This is a genomic window from Kocuria sp. LHG3120, from assembly GCF_049897445.1.
GTDB classification, from domain to species: Bacteria; Actinomycetota; Actinomycetes; order Actinomycetales; family Micrococcaceae; genus Kocuria; species Kocuria rosea.
Genome location: NZ_JAFCWG010000008.1, coordinates 38598 through 53722, shown reverse-complemented (window position 1 = coordinate 53722; position 15125 = coordinate 38598). Strand labels below are relative to the sequence as shown.

Sequence of the window (15125 nt, the reverse complement as noted above, 5' to 3'; positions counted from 1 at the left end):
TGGACGGCCTCCGACAGCGCCGGGTCCGGCCCCCCGCTCCGCCCGGCGGAGCACCGAGTACAGTGGTGGAGGCCCGGATCCGGGCTCCCACCCCGCCGTCGAGGAGACCCGCATGAGTTCCCCCGTGCCCGGACGCACCATCGCCACCCGCCTCGGCCTGGGCTGGCGCCTCCACGGCGACGGCCGCACCGTCACTGCCGGGGAGGTCGTCAGGCCGCGCGAGCGGCTCACCTGGCCCCGGACGGTCACCATCGGCGCGCAGCACGTGGTCGCCATGTTCGGCGCCACGTTCCTGGTGCCGCTGATCACGGGCTTCCCGCCGTCCACCACGCTGTTCTTCTCCGGCGTGGGCACGATCCTGTTCCTGGTGGTCACCGCCGGCCGGGTCCCCTCCTACCTCGGCTCGTCCTTCGCCTTCATCGCCCCCATCACCGCCTCGATGAACCAGTACGGTCCCGGCGGCGCGCTGGGCGGGGTCCTCATGGCCGGCGCGGCGCTGTTCCTCATCGGCCTGGTGGTGCAGTTCGCGGGCACCGCCTGGCTCCAGAAGCTCATGCCGCCGCTGGTCACGGGCACCATCGTGGCGCTCATCGGGTTCAACCTGGCGCCGTCCGCGAAGGACAACTTCATGGAGGCCCCCGTCACCGCACTGGTGACGCTGTCCTCCATCATCCTCGTCTCGGTGCTCTTCCGCGGCCTGCCCGGGCGCCTGTCGATCCTGCTGGGCGTGGCCATCGGCTACGTCACCGCGGTGCTGCGCGACGAGGTGGACTTCAGCCGGATCGACACCGCCTGGCAGCAGCAGGGCCTCTTCGGGCTGCCCCCGTTCCAGACCCCCGAGTTCCACCTGCCCCTGATGGGCCTGTTCGTCCCCGTCATCCTCGTGCTGGTCGCCGAGAACATCGGGCACGTGAAGTCCGTGGCGCTCATGACCGGCGACGACCTCGACCCGTACATGGGGCGGGCGATCATGTCCGACGGGCTCGCCACCATGATCGCCGGCTCGGGCGGCGGCTCGGGCACCACGACCTACGCCGAGAACATCGGCGTCATGGCGGCCACGCGCGTCTACTCGACGGCGGCCTACTGGGTCGCAGCCGTGGTGGCGATCCTGCTGAGCGTCTTCCCGGTCTTCGGCGCCGCGGTGGCCACGGTCCCCGCAGGGGTCCTGGGCGGCGCCGCCACGGTGCTGTACGGGATGATCGGCATGCTCGGCGTGCGGATCTGGGTGCAGAACCGCGTGGACTTCTCGAACCCGGTCAACCTCACCACCGCCGCGGTGGCCATGATCATCGGGATCGCCGACTACACGTGGGAGGCCTCCGGGCTGCAGTTCGCGGGCATCGCCCTCGGCACGGCGGCCACGCTCGTGGTCTACCACCTCATGTCGTTCCTGGCCCGCGTGCGGGGGACGGTGGGCAGCGACCCGCTCGCCCCCGACACCACGCGGCTGCCCTCCCCCCTGGGCTGAGCTGCGCCGAACACCCCTCTACTCGTCGGTAGACGAAATGTGCCGGTGAGGGGCCACCTTTCTTGGTGACCCAGGTCTCCTTTCCCCTAGCGTGGAGTGCGGGAGGGCCGAGCAGCCGGCCGCGCACCACGAGCTGCAGGGGAGAGACCATGCACCACAAACCGTCCGTTCTCGTCCAGGTCGACCTCGACGGCCGGCACATCCGGCTCGTCGTCAGCGGGTGCGTCACCGAGCTCAACCACCGGGCTCTGTGCCCCCTCGTCCGCCGTGCCCGCACCCTCGCCCCGGACATCGCCGTGGTCGTGGACCTCACCACCGCCCACCACGTCGAACCGGTCGCCGTGGACCTGCTGCGCTGGGCCGCGGAGCACGAGGACGCGGTGCGCGGCACGCCCGCCGTCGACTTCGTCCTCCCCGCCGAGCTCCCCGGCCACGGCACCGTGACCCGGCTCGCCGGGTGGGCGAACGCCCGCCGCCGCCCCGGGGCCCCCGAGCCCGCGCGCCGGGGGGCACGGAGCGGAGCCGCCCCGCGGTCCCGCCTCGCGGGCTGAACCGGCCCGTACCGTCCCACCAGAGGGAGGACACCCCGTGAGCACGATCAGCCGCGCCCTGATGGCGCACCCCGCCGCCCCCGAGCTCGCGCGCGAGGAGCGGGCGGCGGAGGTCCGGTGCATCGAGGCGTGCCTCGAGGCCGCCCAGATCTGCCGGATCGGCGCCGACGCCTGCGTGGAGGAGGACGCCGTCGCGGACCTCCGCGACTGCCTGCGCGCCGAGCAGGACTGCGCGGTGATCGGCTCGGCCACCGCCCAGGTGCTGGCCCGCCTCGGCTTCCCGGAGCCCGGGGACGGCCGGGCCGTGCTGGTGCCGCTGCTCGAGGCGTGCGGGGCCGCGGCCCGGGCGTGCCGGGACGTGTGCCGGCGGCACGCCGAGGTCTACGAGCACTGCGCCCTCGTGGCCGAGGCGTGCGAGCGGTGCGACGAGGCCTGCGCGGACCTGCTGAGCCGGAGGAGCTGACGTGGCCGCCCCCGAGGTCCACTGGTTCGAGGAGCTCGGGATCGCGGACGTCCCCCGGGTGGGCGGCAAGAACGCCTCCCTCGGGGAGATGGTCCGGGAGCTGGCCTCGCGGGGGGTGCGCGTGCCGGGGGGCTTCGCGACCACCGCGGACGCGTACCGGTCCTACGTGGAGGCCAACGGGATCGGGCCCGCCCTCCGGGACCGGCTCGAGGACCACCGCGCGGGCCGTGCCACGCTGCGGGAGACCGGCGCCGCCGTGCGCGAGCTGTTCCTGCGCGGCGAGTTCCCCGCGGGGACGGCACGGCAGATCCGGCAGTTCTACCGGGAGCTCTCCGCGCGCACGGGCCGCGCCGGGCTGTCCGTGGCCGTGCGCAGCAGCGCGACCGCCGAGGACCTCCCGGACGCGAGCTTCGCCGGCCAGCAGGAGACGTTCCTCAACGTGGTCGGCGAGGACGAGCTGCTGGAGGCGTGCCGGCGGTGCTACGCGTCCCTGTTCACGGACCGGGCCATCACCTACCGGGAGCTCAAGGGGTTCGACCACCTCGCCGTCGCCCTGTCCGTCGGCGTGCAGGAGATGGTCCGGGCGGACCTCGGCTGCTCCGGGGTGATGTTCTCGATCGACACCGAGAGCGGCTTCCCGCGCGTGGCCGTGGTCAGCGCGACGTGGGGCCTGGGCGAGACGGTCGTGCAGGGCACCGTGGACCCGGACAAGTACCTCGTGTTCAAGCCCCTCCTCGACGTGGCGGAGGCCCCGATCGTGGAGCGGACCCGGGGGGCCAAGCTGCACAAGCTCGTCCACGACGACGACGCCCCTGCCGGGGCCGCCGCCACCCGGCTCGTGCAGACCTCCCCCGCGGAGCGGCAGGCGTGGGTGCTCGGCGACGACGACGTCCTGCGGCTCGGCCGCTGGGCCGTGCTCGTCGAGGACCACTACGGCCGCCCCATGGACCTGGAGTGGGCGAAGGACGGGCTGACGGGAGAGCTGTTCCTCCTGCAGGCCAGGCCGGAGACCGTCCAGGCCGGTCGCAGCGGGACCCGCTTCACGATCCACCACCTCCGGGGCGAGGGGCGCGTGCTCGCGGTGGGCGCCGCGGTCGGGGACGCCGTGGCCACCGGCCCGGCCTGCGTGGTCCGCACCGCGGCGGACATCGAGTCCTTCCGGGAGGGGTCGGTGCTCGTCACCGAGATGACGGACCCGGACTGGGTCCCGGTGATGAAGCGCGCCGCCGCGATCGTCACCGACCACGGCGGGACCACCAGCCACGCGGCGATCGTCAGCCGGGAGCTGGGCCTGCCCGCCGTCGTCGGCACCGGGGACGCCTCGCGGACCATCCCGGAGGGCCAGGAGCTGACGGTCTCCTGCGCGGCGGGCGACCGGGGCACGGTCTACGAGGGCACCCTCCCGTTCGACGTCGCGGAGGTCGACCTCGGGGAGCTGCCGGAGTCGCGCACCGCGATCATGGTCAACGTGGCGAGCCCCGCCGCGGCCTTCCGCTGGTGGCGGCTGCCGGCCGAGGGGGTGGGTCTGGCCCGGATGGAGTTCGTCGTCAACAACATCGTCGAGGTCCACCCCATGGCCCTCGTGCACCCGGAGCGGGTCCGGGACGAGGCGGACCGCCGGCGGATCGCGGAGCTGACGGCGGGCTTCCCGGACGGCCAGGAGTACTTCGTGCAGACGCTGGCGCTGGGCCTCGCCAAGCTCGCCGCCCCGTACCACCCCCGGCCGGTGATCGTGCGGCTCAGCGACTTCAAGTCCAACGAGTACGCCCACCTCGTGGGCGGGGCGGCCTTCGAGGAGCCCGAGGAGAACCCGATGCTCGGCTTCCGGGGAGCCTCCCGCTACTACGACCCCCGGTACCGGGAGGGCTTCGCCCTCGAGTGCCGGGCGCTGCGGCGGGTGCGCGAGCGCATCGGCTTCGACAACGTGGTGGTCATGGTTCCCTTCTGCCGCACCGTGGGCGAGGCGGACCGGGTCCTGGCCACGATGGCCGAGCACGGCCTCGAGCGCGGGCGGCACGGCCTGAAGGTGTACATGATGTGCGAGATCCCCTCCAACGTGGTCCTGGCCGAGCAGTTCGCCACGCGGTTCGACGGCTTCTCCATCGGCTCCAACGACCTCACGCAGCTCGTCCTGGGGGTGGACCGGGACGCGGAGGCCCTGCGGGCGCTGTTCGACGAGCGGGACGAGGCCGTGACCCGGATGATCAGCGAGGCGATCCGCAAGGCCCACGCCGCGGGCATCCCCATCGGCATCTGCGGCCAGGGGCCCAGCAACCACCCCGACTTCGCCGAGTTCCTGGTGCGGGAGGGGATCGACTCGATCTCCCTAAACCCGGACAGCTTCCTGCGCACCGCGCGGCGGATCGCCGAGACCGAGCGGCGCCTCGCGGCCGGGCCCGGGGGCACAATGGACGCATGAGCCTCTCGGTGGGCGCACGCCCCGACCTGGACGTCGAGCCCGGCCGCGCGGGACGGCTGCTCGAGTTCCCGCGGCGCTATCCGCTCGTGGCCGTGACCCTGGCCGTGGGCGCCGTGGTCGTGGGACTGCTGGTCGCCGGGCAGCCGGGGCCGGCGCAGTGGCTGGGCTCCGGGTGGGCCCTGGTCGTGGCCGCCCGGGTGGCGTGGGGCATGGTCGCGGACGTCGTCGCCGGGCACTGGGGCGTGGACCTGCTGGCCGTCACGGCGATCAGCTCGACCGTGGCGGTCGGCGAGTACCTGGCGTCCCTCGTGGTGGTCCTCATGCTCACCGGTGGCCAGGCCCTCGAGGACTACGCGGCGAACCGGGCCCGCAAAGAGCTCAACGCGCTGCTCGAGCGGGCTCCGGTGCTGGCCCACCGGCGGCACCCGGACGGGTCCGTCGAGGACGTCCCGGTCGAGGAGGTCCGCCCCGGGGACGAGCTGCTGGTCCGCCCCGCCGAGGTCGTCCCCGTGGACGGGTGCCTGGTCGGCGCGGAGGCCGACTTCGACGAGTCCTCCATCACCGGGGAGAGCCTGCCCGTGACCCGCCGCGCCGGGGAGCCGGTGCTCTCGGGCGTCCTCAACGAGCAGCAGGCCGTGGTGCTGCGGGCCACCGCCACCGCGGCGGACAGCCAGTACTCCCAGATCGTGGCGATGGTGCGGGAGGCCGCGGAGTCCCGAGCGCCGGTGGTGCGCCTGGCCGACCGCTACGCCGTGCCCTTCACCGCGTTCGCCCTCCTCGTGGCCGGGCTGGCGTGGTGGTACCACGGGGACCCGGTGGTCTTCGCGGAGGTGCTCGTGGTGGCCACCCCCTGCCCGCTGCTGATCGCCGCCCCCGTGGCGTTCCTGGGCGGGATGAGCCGGGCGGCGCGCAACGGCGTCATCATCAAGAACGCCGGGACCCTCGAGCGGCTCGCCGCGGTGCGCACCGTGGCCTTCGACAAGACCGGGACGATCACCTACGGCCGCCCCGAGCTGCTGGCCGTCCACGCCCGCCCCCCGTTCCCGGAGGAGGAGCTGCTGCGCCTGACGGCGTCCGCCGAGCAGTACTCCTCCCACGTGCTCTCCGCCTCGGTGCGGGACGCCGCGCTCGCCCGGGGGCTCGCGCCGGCCCCGGCCGAGGAGGCTCACGAGGAGGCCACCCACGGGGTCACCGCCACCGTGGAGGGACGCCGGGTGGTGGTCGGCAAGCGCGCCCACGTGGCCCGCTCCGCCCCGGACGTGGTCGAGCAGGCGCTCGGGCCGGGCGAGCTGGCCGTCTACGTGGCCGTGGACGGCCGCTTCGCCGGCACCCTGGTGATGAGCGACCAGGTGCGCGAGGACGCGGCGGCCACGATGGCCGAGCTGACCGCGCTCGGGATCCGGGAGATCCTCGTGCTCAGCGGTGACGCCCGCGCCACCGTGGAGCACGTCGCCGCGGCGCTGGGCATCACCCGGGTGCTGCCCGAGTGCCTGCCCGAGGACAAGGTCCGCACCGTCCGCAGCGCCCCGCACCGTCCGGTGCTCATGGTCGGCGACGGCGTCAACGACGCCCCCGTGCTCGCCGCCGCCGACGTCGGCGTCGCGATGGGCGCCCGGGGCGCGACCGCCGCCAGTGAGTCCGCCGACGTCGTGATCCTCACCGAGGACCTCGCCAGGACCGCGACGGCGGTGCGGATCGGCCGGCGCACCATGCAGGTGGCACTGCAGAGCATCTGGCTGGGCATCGCCCTGTCCGTGGTGCTCATGCTCGTGGCCGCCACCGGGGCGATCCCCGCGATCTTCGGCGCCCTCAGCCAGGAGGTCGTGGACCTCCTGGCCATCCTCAACGCCCTGCGCGCCCTCCGCGGGCCCCGCGGCGAACGGTGACCGGCCGGCTCAGTGCCGGACGACGAGCACCGGGCAGTGGGCGTAGGAGACGCACGCGTGGGAGACCGAGCCCAGGGAGGAGCCGAGCAGCCCGCCGCGGCCGCGCCGGCCGAGCACGAGCAGCTGCGCGGTCTCGCTCTCCGTGATGAGCCGGCCTGCCGGGCGGCCGTGCGTCACCGTGGTGGTCAGGCGGCCGGGGACGTCCTCCCCGAAGACGGCCGCGACCGTGCGCGCAAGGATCCGCTCGTGGTTGGCGCGCAGCGCCTCCTCGTCGACGAGGAGCTCGGCGTCCAGCACGGTGGGGTCCCCCGCGCACGCGATCGCCTCGAGCGGGGCGTCGAGGGCCTCCGCGAGCCTCGCGGCGAGTCGCAGGGCCTCCATCGAGGACTCCGAGCCGTCGATCCCCACGAGGATCCGCTGGTCCGTCGGTGCGTTCATGACCGAACCTCCTTGTCCGGGCCGGCTGCCGGGAGCCGGCCTGTCGGTGCCGCGTGGCCCGCGCCGGGTGGCCGGCGCCGGCCGGTCAGTGCCGGACGACCAGCACCAGGCAGTGGGCGTGGTCGATGCACGCGTTGGAGACGGAGCCCAGGGCCGAGCCCCGCAGGCCTCCGTGGCCGCGGCGCCCGAGCACCAGCATCAGGGCGTTCTCGCTCTCCTCGACCAGGCGGGCCGCGGCCCGTCCGTGGAGCAGCTCGGCGCGCACGTGCTCCGGGGGGTCCGCGCCGAACACGTCGGCGACCGTCGAGCGGAGCAGCTCCACGCTGCCGGCCGGCGGCCGGTCCGGGTCGACGGTCTCCCAGCCCTCGTAGAGGGGCGGCCCCTCCCAGAACATGAGGGCGGTCAGCGGGACGCCCAGGGCGCGGGCGATCCTGTCCCCCGCCCGGAGGGCCTCCTTCGAGGAGTCCGATCCGTCGATGCCGACGAGGATCCGCTGCTGTGACGGTGTCTCCATGGCCGAGCTCCTTCGTTCCGGCGCCCGCGGTCCGTGCCCGGGGCGCGCTCCGGCCGCCAGGAACCTGGCGGACCGCTCAGTGCCGCACCACGAGGACGGGGCACTTGGCGTGGGAGACGAGGGCCGAGGAGACGGAGCCGAGGATCATCCCCAGCACCCCGCCCGTTCCCCGCCGGCCCACCACGAGCATCCGGGCCTCCTCGCTCTCCTCGATGAGCCGGGCGGCGGGCTGGCCGCGCAGGAGCCGGGTGGTCAGGTTCGCCGGGCGCTGCTCCCCGAACACCTCCTCGAGGGTGCTCTCGAACAGCTGCTCGCTGCCGCGGCGGAACTCCTCGGGGTCCACCACGCGGTAGCTCTCGTAGAGCAGCGGGTCCTCCCAGCACATGACGGCCTCGAGCGGTGCGCCCAGGGCCTCGGCGAGCCGCACTCCCTCCCGGAGCGCGGCCTTGGACGACCCGGACCCGTCGACTCCCACGACGATCCGGCCTCCGGACGACGGCTCGCCCATGGTGTTCCCCCTTGTTCCCGGCGGGCCGGCCGGTCCGCCTGTCTCCACGATAGGACCCGGTGAGGTCCGTCACAACGGATCCCCGGTCCCGGGGCCCGCATGACGGCCGACGGGCGGCACCGCCCCGTCCCGCCTGCCGTCGCACGGGCGGCGCGCGGCGTCCTCAGCCGCGGGTGACCTGGATCTTCCGGGTCGCGGGCGGCTCGACGTGCCCGGCGACGGGCACGCGCACCTCCAGCACGCCGTCGCGGTACGCGGCGCTGATGTCCTCGTCCCGGCACCCGGCGGGCAGCGGCAGGGCGCGGGAGAACGAGCCGTAGCGGAACTCCGAGCGGTAACCGCCCTTGTCCTTGTGCTCGGTCCGCTCCCTGCGCTCGGCCCGCAGGTGGAGCACGTCGTCGGCCACCGTGAGCTCCACGTCCTGCTCGGGGTCGATGCCGGGCAGCTCCGCCCGGATCACCACGGTGTCGCCGTCCCGGTACTCCTCCACACGGGGCCAGGAGGCCTCGACGTCCCCCTCCAGGAGGCGTCGGAGGGGCTCGAGCATCTCCAGCCCCTCCCTGCGCATCAATCCGGCCATGACCTGACTCCTTCCCGTGGCACCGGTGCCGCGGCCGTCCGGGACGTCGTCCCGGACGGCCGGCGGGACCGGTGCGGTCCGCCTCGACCCTTCAAGCGTAGACACCGCCGACCGGGCGCGTAAGGGCCGCGGGGTCCGGGACGCATGATGACGGGGGCCCGCTCCACCGGCCCCCGGGGACACTGGATTCGCAGGTGCGACAGGGCGATAATCGGGGCATCCCCACGGGTTCTGTCGCCGTCCGGCGGCCACCCCGGGGACCGGGAGAGAGCGGGGTGTCCGCGGTGGACAACAACGTGATGAAGATCGTCTACACGTTCTTCCTGGGGGCCCTGCTGGCCCTGTTCGTGGGCCTGGGGATCCAGACGTTCTATCCGGGGCCGGAGATGCCGGAGCCGACCGCGGGGATGGAGTTCGTGCCCGAGGGGGGCGCTCCGACCGAGGAGCAGCGCGCGGAGTTGGAGGAGAACGACCGGCAGTGGCGGCAGTGGCAGGAGGAGCAGCAGAGCTACAGCCGCGACGTGGCGGTCGTGGCCCTGGGCGCCTCCGTGGTGCTGCTCGGTCTCAGCCTCGTGCTGGAGAAGCGCAACAGGGTGCTGACCAACGGGGTGATGCTGGGCGGGCTGTTCACCCTGATCTACGCCATCGGCCGCAGCTTCGCCTCCAGCGAGACCACCATGACGTTCGTCGCCGTGAGCGTGGGCCTGGCGGTGGTGCTGGTCCTCGGCCACCGGCGCTTCTTCCAGGACCGTCCCCCGGCGGGCGCGCCCGAGGAGGCGCACCGGGAGCAGAGCGGCGTCTGAGCCGCTCCGCCGGGACGCCTCTAGAAGCCCGTCGGCTCGGTCTCCAGCTCGGGCTCCTCGGGCGGGGCCTCGTGGTGCAGGGGCCGCAGGGCGGCGGTCGTCCCGAACCACAGCAGCGCGTCGTAGCGCTCCCCCATGCGGGTGGGGACGTAGTTGCCGGCCTCGCGCCACGGGTGGTACACCACCCCGACGGCCCGGTGGCCGAACCTCCCGGAGAGCCAGGGCCCGGAGCGGTCGCGGCCGAAGACGAGCACCGCGTCCTCCTCCAGCGCCCGGTGCAGGAGGTCCTCGTGGCTGCCGGCACGTGCCTGCGGGACGGCGAGCACCTCCTCGGCCGCGCCCCACGCCTCCGCCGCGACCACCGTGCCGGTCCAGGAGGCGAGGCCGACCAGCACCACCTCGTGCGCGGGGTGGCGCTCGCGCAGCAGCTGGCCCACGTTGACCAGCCCGGCGTCGAACATGTCGGTGGCCCGGGCGTCCCCCACGTGGGAGTTGTGCTCCCACACCAGGCCCTTGGCGCCGGGCCCGTGGTGGCGGGAGAGCAGGTCCGCGGTGTCCGCCATGTGCTCGTCCCGCACGTTCCAGGACTGCCGGTCGCCGCGCACCATGGTCCGGTAGTAGCGCTCGGCGTCGACCGTCACCATGGCGTTGAGGACGGGGTCGAACGCGGCGGGGTCCCCGGCCGTCCGGTCCATGGTGCGCCGGCGCACCTCGGCGAGGAGGGCGACGACGTCGGCCTCGCAGCTCTCGGGCACGATCCGCGTCCGCCACGCGTAGCGGTGCGGGTCCTCGTGGAAGGGGACGAAGCACTGCCACGCCTGCAGCGCGGCGGGCAGCGCCTCGGGGGCGCTCGTCCCGAGCCAGCCGATGATCTCCCGCAGCGAGTCCCACAGCGAGTAGACGTCCAGGCCGTAGAAGCCGACCTGCTCGTGGCCGGCCCGGCGGGCGTTCTCCTCCCGGAGCCAGTCGAGGAACTCGGCGACCTCCTCGTTCGCCCACATCCACGTGGGCCAGCGCTCGAAGCCCGCGAGGACGCCGTGGGCGTCGAGGTCCTGGTCCGCCTCGCCGCGCACCCACCGGTCGATCCGCCAGCAGTCCGGCCAGTCCCCCTCGACCCCGATCCAGGTGAAGCCGTGCTCCTCGATGAGCCGGCGGCTGAGCAGGGCCCGCCACCGGTAGTACTCGTGCGTGCCGTGGGACGCCTCCCCCACGCACACGAACCGGGCGCCGGCGCAGCGCTCCACGAGCGGGTCGAGGTCCTGCGCCGTCTCCAGCGGCTGGGCGAGGGAGCGGATCTCCGCGAGGACCCCGGCCTCCCGGGAGGGGCCGCGCCCGAGCGGGCTCACCGGGACGTCCCGTCGCCGTGCTCCCCGGCCGGGGAGAGGTGGCGCAGGAACCAGTCCCGGGCCAGCGCGGCGGCCTCGGCGAGCGTGCCGGGCTCCTCGAAGAGGTGCGTGGCGCCCTCCACCACGGCCAACCGGGTGGGGCAGCGCATCGACTCCTGCGCCCACCGGTTGAGGCCGAGCACCTCGGAGTCCTCGCTGCCGACGATCAGCAGGGTGGGTGCCTGCACCGAGCGCAGCCGCTCGTCCGCGAGGTCCGGCCGGCCGCCGCGGGAGACCACGGCCGCGATGGACGCGCCGGGCTCGGCCGCGGCCCACAGGGCGGCGCCGGCGCCGGTGCTCGCCCCGAAGTACCCGACCGGGGACGCCGCGGAACCGGGCTGCTCACGCAGCCACGCCGTGGCCAGGAGCAGCCGCTCGGCGAGCAGGCCGATGTCGAAGACGTTGCCGCGGTCCGTCTCCTCCCCGGGGGTGAGCAGGTCGAGCAGCAGGGTGCCGAGCCCCGCCTGCTGCAGGACGGAGGCCACGTACTGGTTCCGCGGGCTGCGCCGGCTGCTGCCGCTGCCGTGGGCGAAGACCACCACCCCGGCGCCGGGCGCCGGCAGGTGCAGGTGCGCCTCGAGCTGCTCCCTCCCGGCCGGGATGCGCACGTCGGCGTCGACCGGATAGCCGTGCGCGGCCGGCCCCGCCCGGGGCGGCGCGGGCAGCTCCGGCTGGTGGCGGCGCCGGGCGGCGCCCAGCAGGGCCACCACCTCGTCGTCCTCGGTGGCGGAGAAGTCCCGGTAGTGGTAGCCGACGGCCGTGAAGTACGGCGGGGTCGCGAGGCAGATCACCTCGTCCGCCTCCACCACCCGGCCCAGGGCCTCCTGCGGGGCCACCGGGACGGCCAGCACCACGCGCGCGGCGCCCAGCTGGCGGGCGATCCGGCAGGCCACGCGGGCCGTGGAGCCGGTGGCGATGCCGTCGTCGACGACCAGGGCGGTCCGCCCGGTGAGATCGACCCGCTCCCGGCCCTCCCGGAAGCGCGCCGTCCGCGCCTCGAGCACGGCCCGCTCCCGCGCCTCGATCTGCTCGAGCTGCGCGTCCGTCACCCCGAAGTACTGGAGGGTCCGCTCGTCGAGCACGCGGGCGCCCTCCTCCCCGATGGCGCCCATGGCCAGCTCGGGCTGGGAGGGGACCCCCAGTTTCCGCACCACGATGACGTCCAGCGGCGCGTCCAGGATGCGGGCCACCTCGTGGGCCACGGGCACCCCGCCGCGGGGCAGCCCCAGCACCACCACGTCCTGCCCGCGCAGGGACCTCAGCCGCTTCCCCAGCTGCCGCCCGGCCTCGACCCTGTTCTCGAAGACCACCATGGTCCCCACCGCCTCTCCGGCGGGCGCGCGGCCCACCGCCCTCCGGTGCTCGCCCGGCTCCGTTCGCGCCCCCGGGTCCCGTGGGCCGCCGCGGAGGACTCCAGCGTAGGCAGGCGGGGAACACGGTGGAAGGCCCGCGGGCCAGGTGACGGACGTGGACAACGGAGCAGGCCCGCCCCACAATGTGAGCACGCCCCGGCGGCCGGCCGGCCGCGGACCCGGGCGCCCTGGACGGACGTCCCGCACCGGCGGGGGAGACGGAGCACGCCGCATGAAGGACCGCACGCAGGACAGCGCCGAGGACCGCACGGACGGCAGGGTCATGCGGACGGTCTACACGTTCTTCCTGGGGCTGCTGCTGGCCCTGTTCGTGGGTCTCGGCGTCGCCACGGTCCACCCCGGCCCGGAGGAGCCCGCGCCGCCCCCGGCGGTCGCGATGGCGCGGGAGACCCGCGAGCTCGCCCCGGAGGAGCAGCAGCAGTGGGCGGCCTACGAGCGCGAACGGGGGGCGTGGGAGGTCGAGCACATGCGGTACAGCCGCGACGTCGGCGTGATCGCCCTGGTCGCGTCCGTCGTGCTGCTGGGGGCGAGCCTGGCGGTGGAGCGGCGCCGACCGGTGCTCGCCCACGGCGTGCTGCTCGGCGGTCTGTTCACGCTGCTGCACAGCGTGGTCCGCAGCCTGGTCTCGCAGGACACCGTCGCCTCGTTCGCCGTGGTCACCGTGGCGCTGGCCGTGGTGCTGTACCTCGGCTACCGCCGGTTCGTGGACCGCCCCACCCCGGCCGGTGACCGGTGGGGTCCTCCCCGGCCGGTGGTCAGCGACAACGGGAAGCACCCGTCCCGCCGCTGAGCGCGCCGGGCCGGTGCCGGCCGGTCAGCGGGGCAGCGGCAGCTTCTCGTCGAGCACGGCCCGGACGGCCGCGACGTCGACGTCCGTGACGGAGGCGTGCTCCCAGGCCGGCCGGTTGTCCTTGTCCACGAGGACCGCCCGCACGCCCTCGGCGAAGTCGGGGCGGGCGATCGTGTCCGCGGCGAGGCGCAGCTCCCGCTCGAGGCAGGAGCGCACGCTGTCGTCGGCCGCGCCGCGCTCCAGCAGCTCGAAGGTGCGCACCAGCGAGGAGGGGCTCATCCCCGCGAGGTCCTCCGGCGCGGCGGCGACGATCTGCTCGAGGGTCGGGGCGCCGTAGCGCTCCTCGATCTCCTCCCACCGCGCCACCACGGAGGACGGCTCGGGCTCGCGCGCGAAGCGGGAGAGGGCGTCCTCCGGGCCCTCCTCCACCACGGCCCCGGCGAGGGCCTCGAAGTCCTCGTCCGCCACGAGGACGTCGGCCAGCCCGAGGGCGACGGCGTCCGCGCCGCCGAGCCGCTGCCCGCCGAGGGCGAGCCAGCGGCCCACGGCCAGGCCCGGTTCGCCGCGGTGGTCCGGCCGGGAGACGCGCGGCAGGAACCAGGAGGCGCCGATGTCGGTGAAGAAGCCGATCTTCGTCTCGGGCATCGCCATGACCGTGGAGGGACCTACCACGCGGTGGGAACCGTGCACGGAGATGCCCATGCCGCCGCCCATGCAGATCCCGTTCATGAGCGCCACGTAGGGCTTGGGGTAGTCCGCGATCAGGCAGTCGAGGGCGTACTCGACGGCGAACACCCCCGTGGCCTCCTCCGTCCGCCCGGCGAGCACGGCGTCGCGGACCTCCCGGATGTCGCCGCCGGCGCACCACGCCCGCGGGGAGGCCGAGGTGACGAGCACGTGGCGCACGGCGTCGTCGTCCCGCCACGCGTCGAGCGCGGTCTTGAGGTCCCGGTACATCTGTGCGGTGAGGGCGTTGAGCTGACGGGGCCGGTTGAGCACGATGTGTCCGGTGCCGTTGCGGACCTCGGTCAGGACGTGCTGCGCGGTGCCGGTCGTGGCAGTGTCGGTCATGGCTCCCACCCTGCCACGGGCCGCGCCGCCGTGCCACGGCTCACACGCCGGAGGGCGGCCACTGTCCACGCTGCGCCAGGAGGGAGGCGAGCAGGTCGGCCCGGTCGGTGACGATCCCGTCGACCCCGAGCTCGAGCAGCTCCGCCATTTCGGCCGTCTCGTTGACGGTCCACACGTGCACGTCGATGCCGTGCCGGTGGGCGAAGTCCAGGAAGCGGGGGGTCACGAGCTGGACCTCGGCCCCGCCCCGCACCCGGTACCGGCGGGGGATCTGCACGGTGTCGAACGGCTCGATCCACCGGGCGGCCGCCCGCCGCGCGAGACGCCAGGTGGGCCCGCCCAGCCACGAGCACACGAGCAGCAGGCGCATCCCCTCCTTGCCGGAGGACGTGGGCACGGTCCGGCCGTCCAGCTCGCGGATCCGCCGCAGCGTGCGGCGCCGGCGGCTCTCGGAGAAGGAGGTCACCCGCACCCGGTCCACGGCGCCGAGCTCGTGGAGCAGCGCCGGCAGGGCCGCCACGGACGCCTCGTCCTTGACGTCCACGTTGAACTTCAGCTCGGGGAGCTCCGTCAGCAGGTCGGCGAAGCGGGGGATGCGCCCGGCACCGGCGACGCGCTCGGCCCTGATCTGCGCCCAGGTCAGGGCGGAGACCTTCCCGCTGCCGCCGGTGACGCGGTCGAGGGTCTCGTCGTGGAAGGACAGGACCACCCCGTCGGCCGTCGTGTTGACGTCCGTCTCGATCCACTCGTAGCCGAGGTCCCGGGCCGCCCGGAAGGCGTCGAGGGTGTTCTCGGCACCGTCCCGGCAGAAACCGCGGTGGGCCAGGGCTGCGGGGGCGTCGCGCCGGTGCGCTGGAGGGGTCACCCCCCTAT

At 74.6% G+C, this 15125-nt stretch carries 15 protein-coding genes; 7 read left to right on the top strand and 8 right to left on the bottom strand.

Translation table 11 applies throughout. The annotated features are described in order from the left end of the window. The first annotated feature begins 112 nt into the window (after positions 1-112). The 5 genes from ACP7CD_RS15350 to ACP7CD_RS15330 all read left to right on the top strand — a co-directional run bounded on the left by ACP7CD_RS15350 (position 113) and on the right by ACP7CD_RS15330 (position 6790). Positions 113-1471, top strand: a complete 1359-nt coding sequence (locus tag ACP7CD_RS15350) for a uracil-xanthine permease family protein (RefSeq protein WP_017832075.1) — start codon at positions 113-115, stop codon at positions 1469-1471. Between the two features lie 149 nt (positions 1472-1620). Beyond that, positions 1621-2022, top strand: a complete 402-nt coding sequence (locus tag ACP7CD_RS15345) for a hypothetical protein (protein ID WP_017832076.1) — start codon at positions 1621-1623, stop codon at positions 2020-2022. Between the two features lie 37 nt (positions 2023-2059). Next, positions 2060-2485 (top strand): four-helix bundle copper-binding protein, encoded by a 426-nt coding sequence (locus ACP7CD_RS15340; protein WP_109222240.1) that lies wholly within the window; start codon positions 2060-2062, stop codon positions 2483-2485. 1 nt (position 2486) lies between these two features. After that, positions 2487-4904, top strand: coding sequence for a phosphoenolpyruvate synthase (gene ppsA, locus ACP7CD_RS15335; protein WP_426120567.1), 2418 nt, complete (start codon positions 2487-2489; stop codon positions 4902-4904). Next, entirely contained in the window at positions 4901-6790 is a 1890-nt protein-coding gene (locus tag ACP7CD_RS15330; RefSeq protein WP_109222242.1) for a heavy metal translocating P-type ATPase, read from the top strand. Before ppsA ends, ACP7CD_RS15330 begins: the two co-directional genes overlap by 4 nt. A gap of 9 nt (positions 6791-6799) precedes the next feature. On the opposite strand, the gene ACP7CD_RS15325 is transcribed toward ACP7CD_RS15330, so the two are convergent. From ACP7CD_RS15325 to ACP7CD_RS15310, 4 genes are all read right to left on the bottom strand, one after another. After that, positions 6800-7228 carry a universal stress protein gene (locus ACP7CD_RS15325; protein ID WP_017832080.1) on the bottom strand — a complete coding sequence of 143 codons (429 nt, stop codon included), beginning with the start codon at positions 7226-7228 and terminating at the stop codon, positions 6800-6802. Between the two features lie 85 nt (positions 7229-7313). After that, positions 7314-7742, bottom strand: a complete 429-nt coding sequence (locus ACP7CD_RS15320; RefSeq protein WP_426120565.1) for a universal stress protein — start codon at positions 7740-7742, stop codon at positions 7314-7316. Positions 7743-7818: 76 nt separating this feature from the next. Further along, positions 7819-8250 (bottom strand): universal stress protein, encoded by a 432-nt coding sequence (locus ACP7CD_RS15315; protein ID WP_035925940.1) that lies wholly within the window; start codon positions 8248-8250, stop codon positions 7819-7821. A 163-nt stretch (positions 8251-8413) separates the two neighbouring features. Then, on the bottom strand, positions 8414-8830 hold the full coding sequence (locus ACP7CD_RS15310) for an Hsp20/alpha crystallin family protein (RefSeq protein WP_031282283.1): 417 nt from the start codon (positions 8828-8830) through the stop codon (positions 8414-8416). A 284-nt stretch (positions 8831-9114) separates the two neighbouring features. Between ACP7CD_RS15310 and ACP7CD_RS15305 the strand changes: the two genes are divergently transcribed. Beyond that, the gene (locus tag ACP7CD_RS15305; RefSeq protein ID WP_229587239.1) at positions 9115-9633 is read left to right on the top strand and encodes a hypothetical protein; all 519 of its coding nucleotides are present in this window, start codon (positions 9115-9117) and stop codon (positions 9631-9633) included. A gap of 20 nt (positions 9634-9653) precedes the next feature. Here ACP7CD_RS15305 and ACP7CD_RS15300 read toward each other — a convergent pair whose 3' ends face one another. Continuing rightward, the gene (locus ACP7CD_RS15300; protein ID WP_426120564.1) at positions 9654-10979 is read right to left on the bottom strand and encodes an erythromycin esterase family protein; all 1326 of its coding nucleotides are present in this window, start codon (positions 10977-10979) and stop codon (positions 9654-9656) included. Next, positions 10976-12331, bottom strand: coding sequence for a phosphoribosyltransferase family protein (locus ACP7CD_RS15295; protein WP_426120562.1), 1356 nt, complete (start codon positions 12329-12331; stop codon positions 10976-10978). Before ACP7CD_RS15295 ends, ACP7CD_RS15300 begins: the two co-directional genes overlap by 4 nt. A 271-nt stretch (positions 12332-12602) precedes the next feature. Between ACP7CD_RS15295 and ACP7CD_RS15290 the strand changes: the two genes are divergently transcribed. Beyond that, entirely contained in the window at positions 12603-13181 is a 579-nt protein-coding gene (locus ACP7CD_RS15290; RefSeq protein ID WP_035925937.1) for a hypothetical protein, read from the top strand. A 24-nt stretch (positions 13182-13205) separates the two neighbouring features. On the opposite strand, the gene ACP7CD_RS15285 is transcribed toward ACP7CD_RS15290, so the two are convergent. After that, positions 13206-14252: an enoyl-CoA hydratase/isomerase family protein gene (locus ACP7CD_RS15285; protein ID WP_017832088.1), complete on the bottom strand. Its 1047-nt coding sequence runs from the start codon at positions 14250-14252 to the stop codon at positions 13206-13208. A 40-nt stretch (positions 14253-14292) separates the two neighbouring features. Continuing rightward, entirely contained in the window at positions 14293-15117 is an 825-nt protein-coding gene (locus ACP7CD_RS15280) for a glycerophosphodiester phosphodiesterase family protein (RefSeq protein WP_017832089.1), read from the bottom strand. Between the last annotated feature and the right edge of the window lie 8 nt (positions 15118-15125).

Coding starts and splice junctions, on each gene's coding strand:
- ACP7CD_RS15350 (WP_017832075.1), top strand. CDS start 113: ATGAGTTCCCCCGTGCCCGGACGCACCATCGCCACCCGCCTCGGCCTG.
- ACP7CD_RS15345 (WP_017832076.1), top strand. CDS start 1,621: ATGCACCACAAACCGTCCGTTCTCGTCCAGGTCGACCTCGACGGCCGG.
- ACP7CD_RS15330 (WP_109222242.1), top strand. CDS start 4,901: ATGAGCCTCTCGGTGGGCGCACGCCCCGACCTGGACGTCGAGCCCGGC.
- ACP7CD_RS15325 (WP_017832080.1), bottom strand. CDS start 7,228: ATGAACGCACCGACGGACCAGCGGATCCTCGTGGGGATCGACGGCTCG.
- ACP7CD_RS15320 (WP_426120565.1), bottom strand. CDS start 7,742: ATGGAGACACCGTCACAGCAGCGGATCCTCGTCGGCATCGACGGATCG.
- ACP7CD_RS15315 (WP_035925940.1), bottom strand. CDS start 8,250: ATGGGCGAGCCGTCGTCCGGAGGCCGGATCGTCGTGGGAGTCGACGGG.
- ACP7CD_RS15310 (WP_031282283.1), bottom strand. CDS start 8,830: ATGGCCGGATTGATGCGCAGGGAGGGGCTGGAGATGCTCGAGCCCCTC.
- ACP7CD_RS15295 (WP_426120562.1), bottom strand. CDS start 12,331: ATGGTGGTCTTCGAGAACAGGGTCGAGGCCGGGCGGCAGCTGGGGAAG.
- ACP7CD_RS15290 (WP_035925937.1), top strand. CDS start 12,603: ATGAAGGACCGCACGCAGGACAGCGCCGAGGACCGCACGGACGGCAGG.
- ACP7CD_RS15285 (WP_017832088.1), bottom strand. CDS start 14,252: ATGACCGACACTGCCACGACCGGCACCGCGCAGCACGTCCTGACCGAG.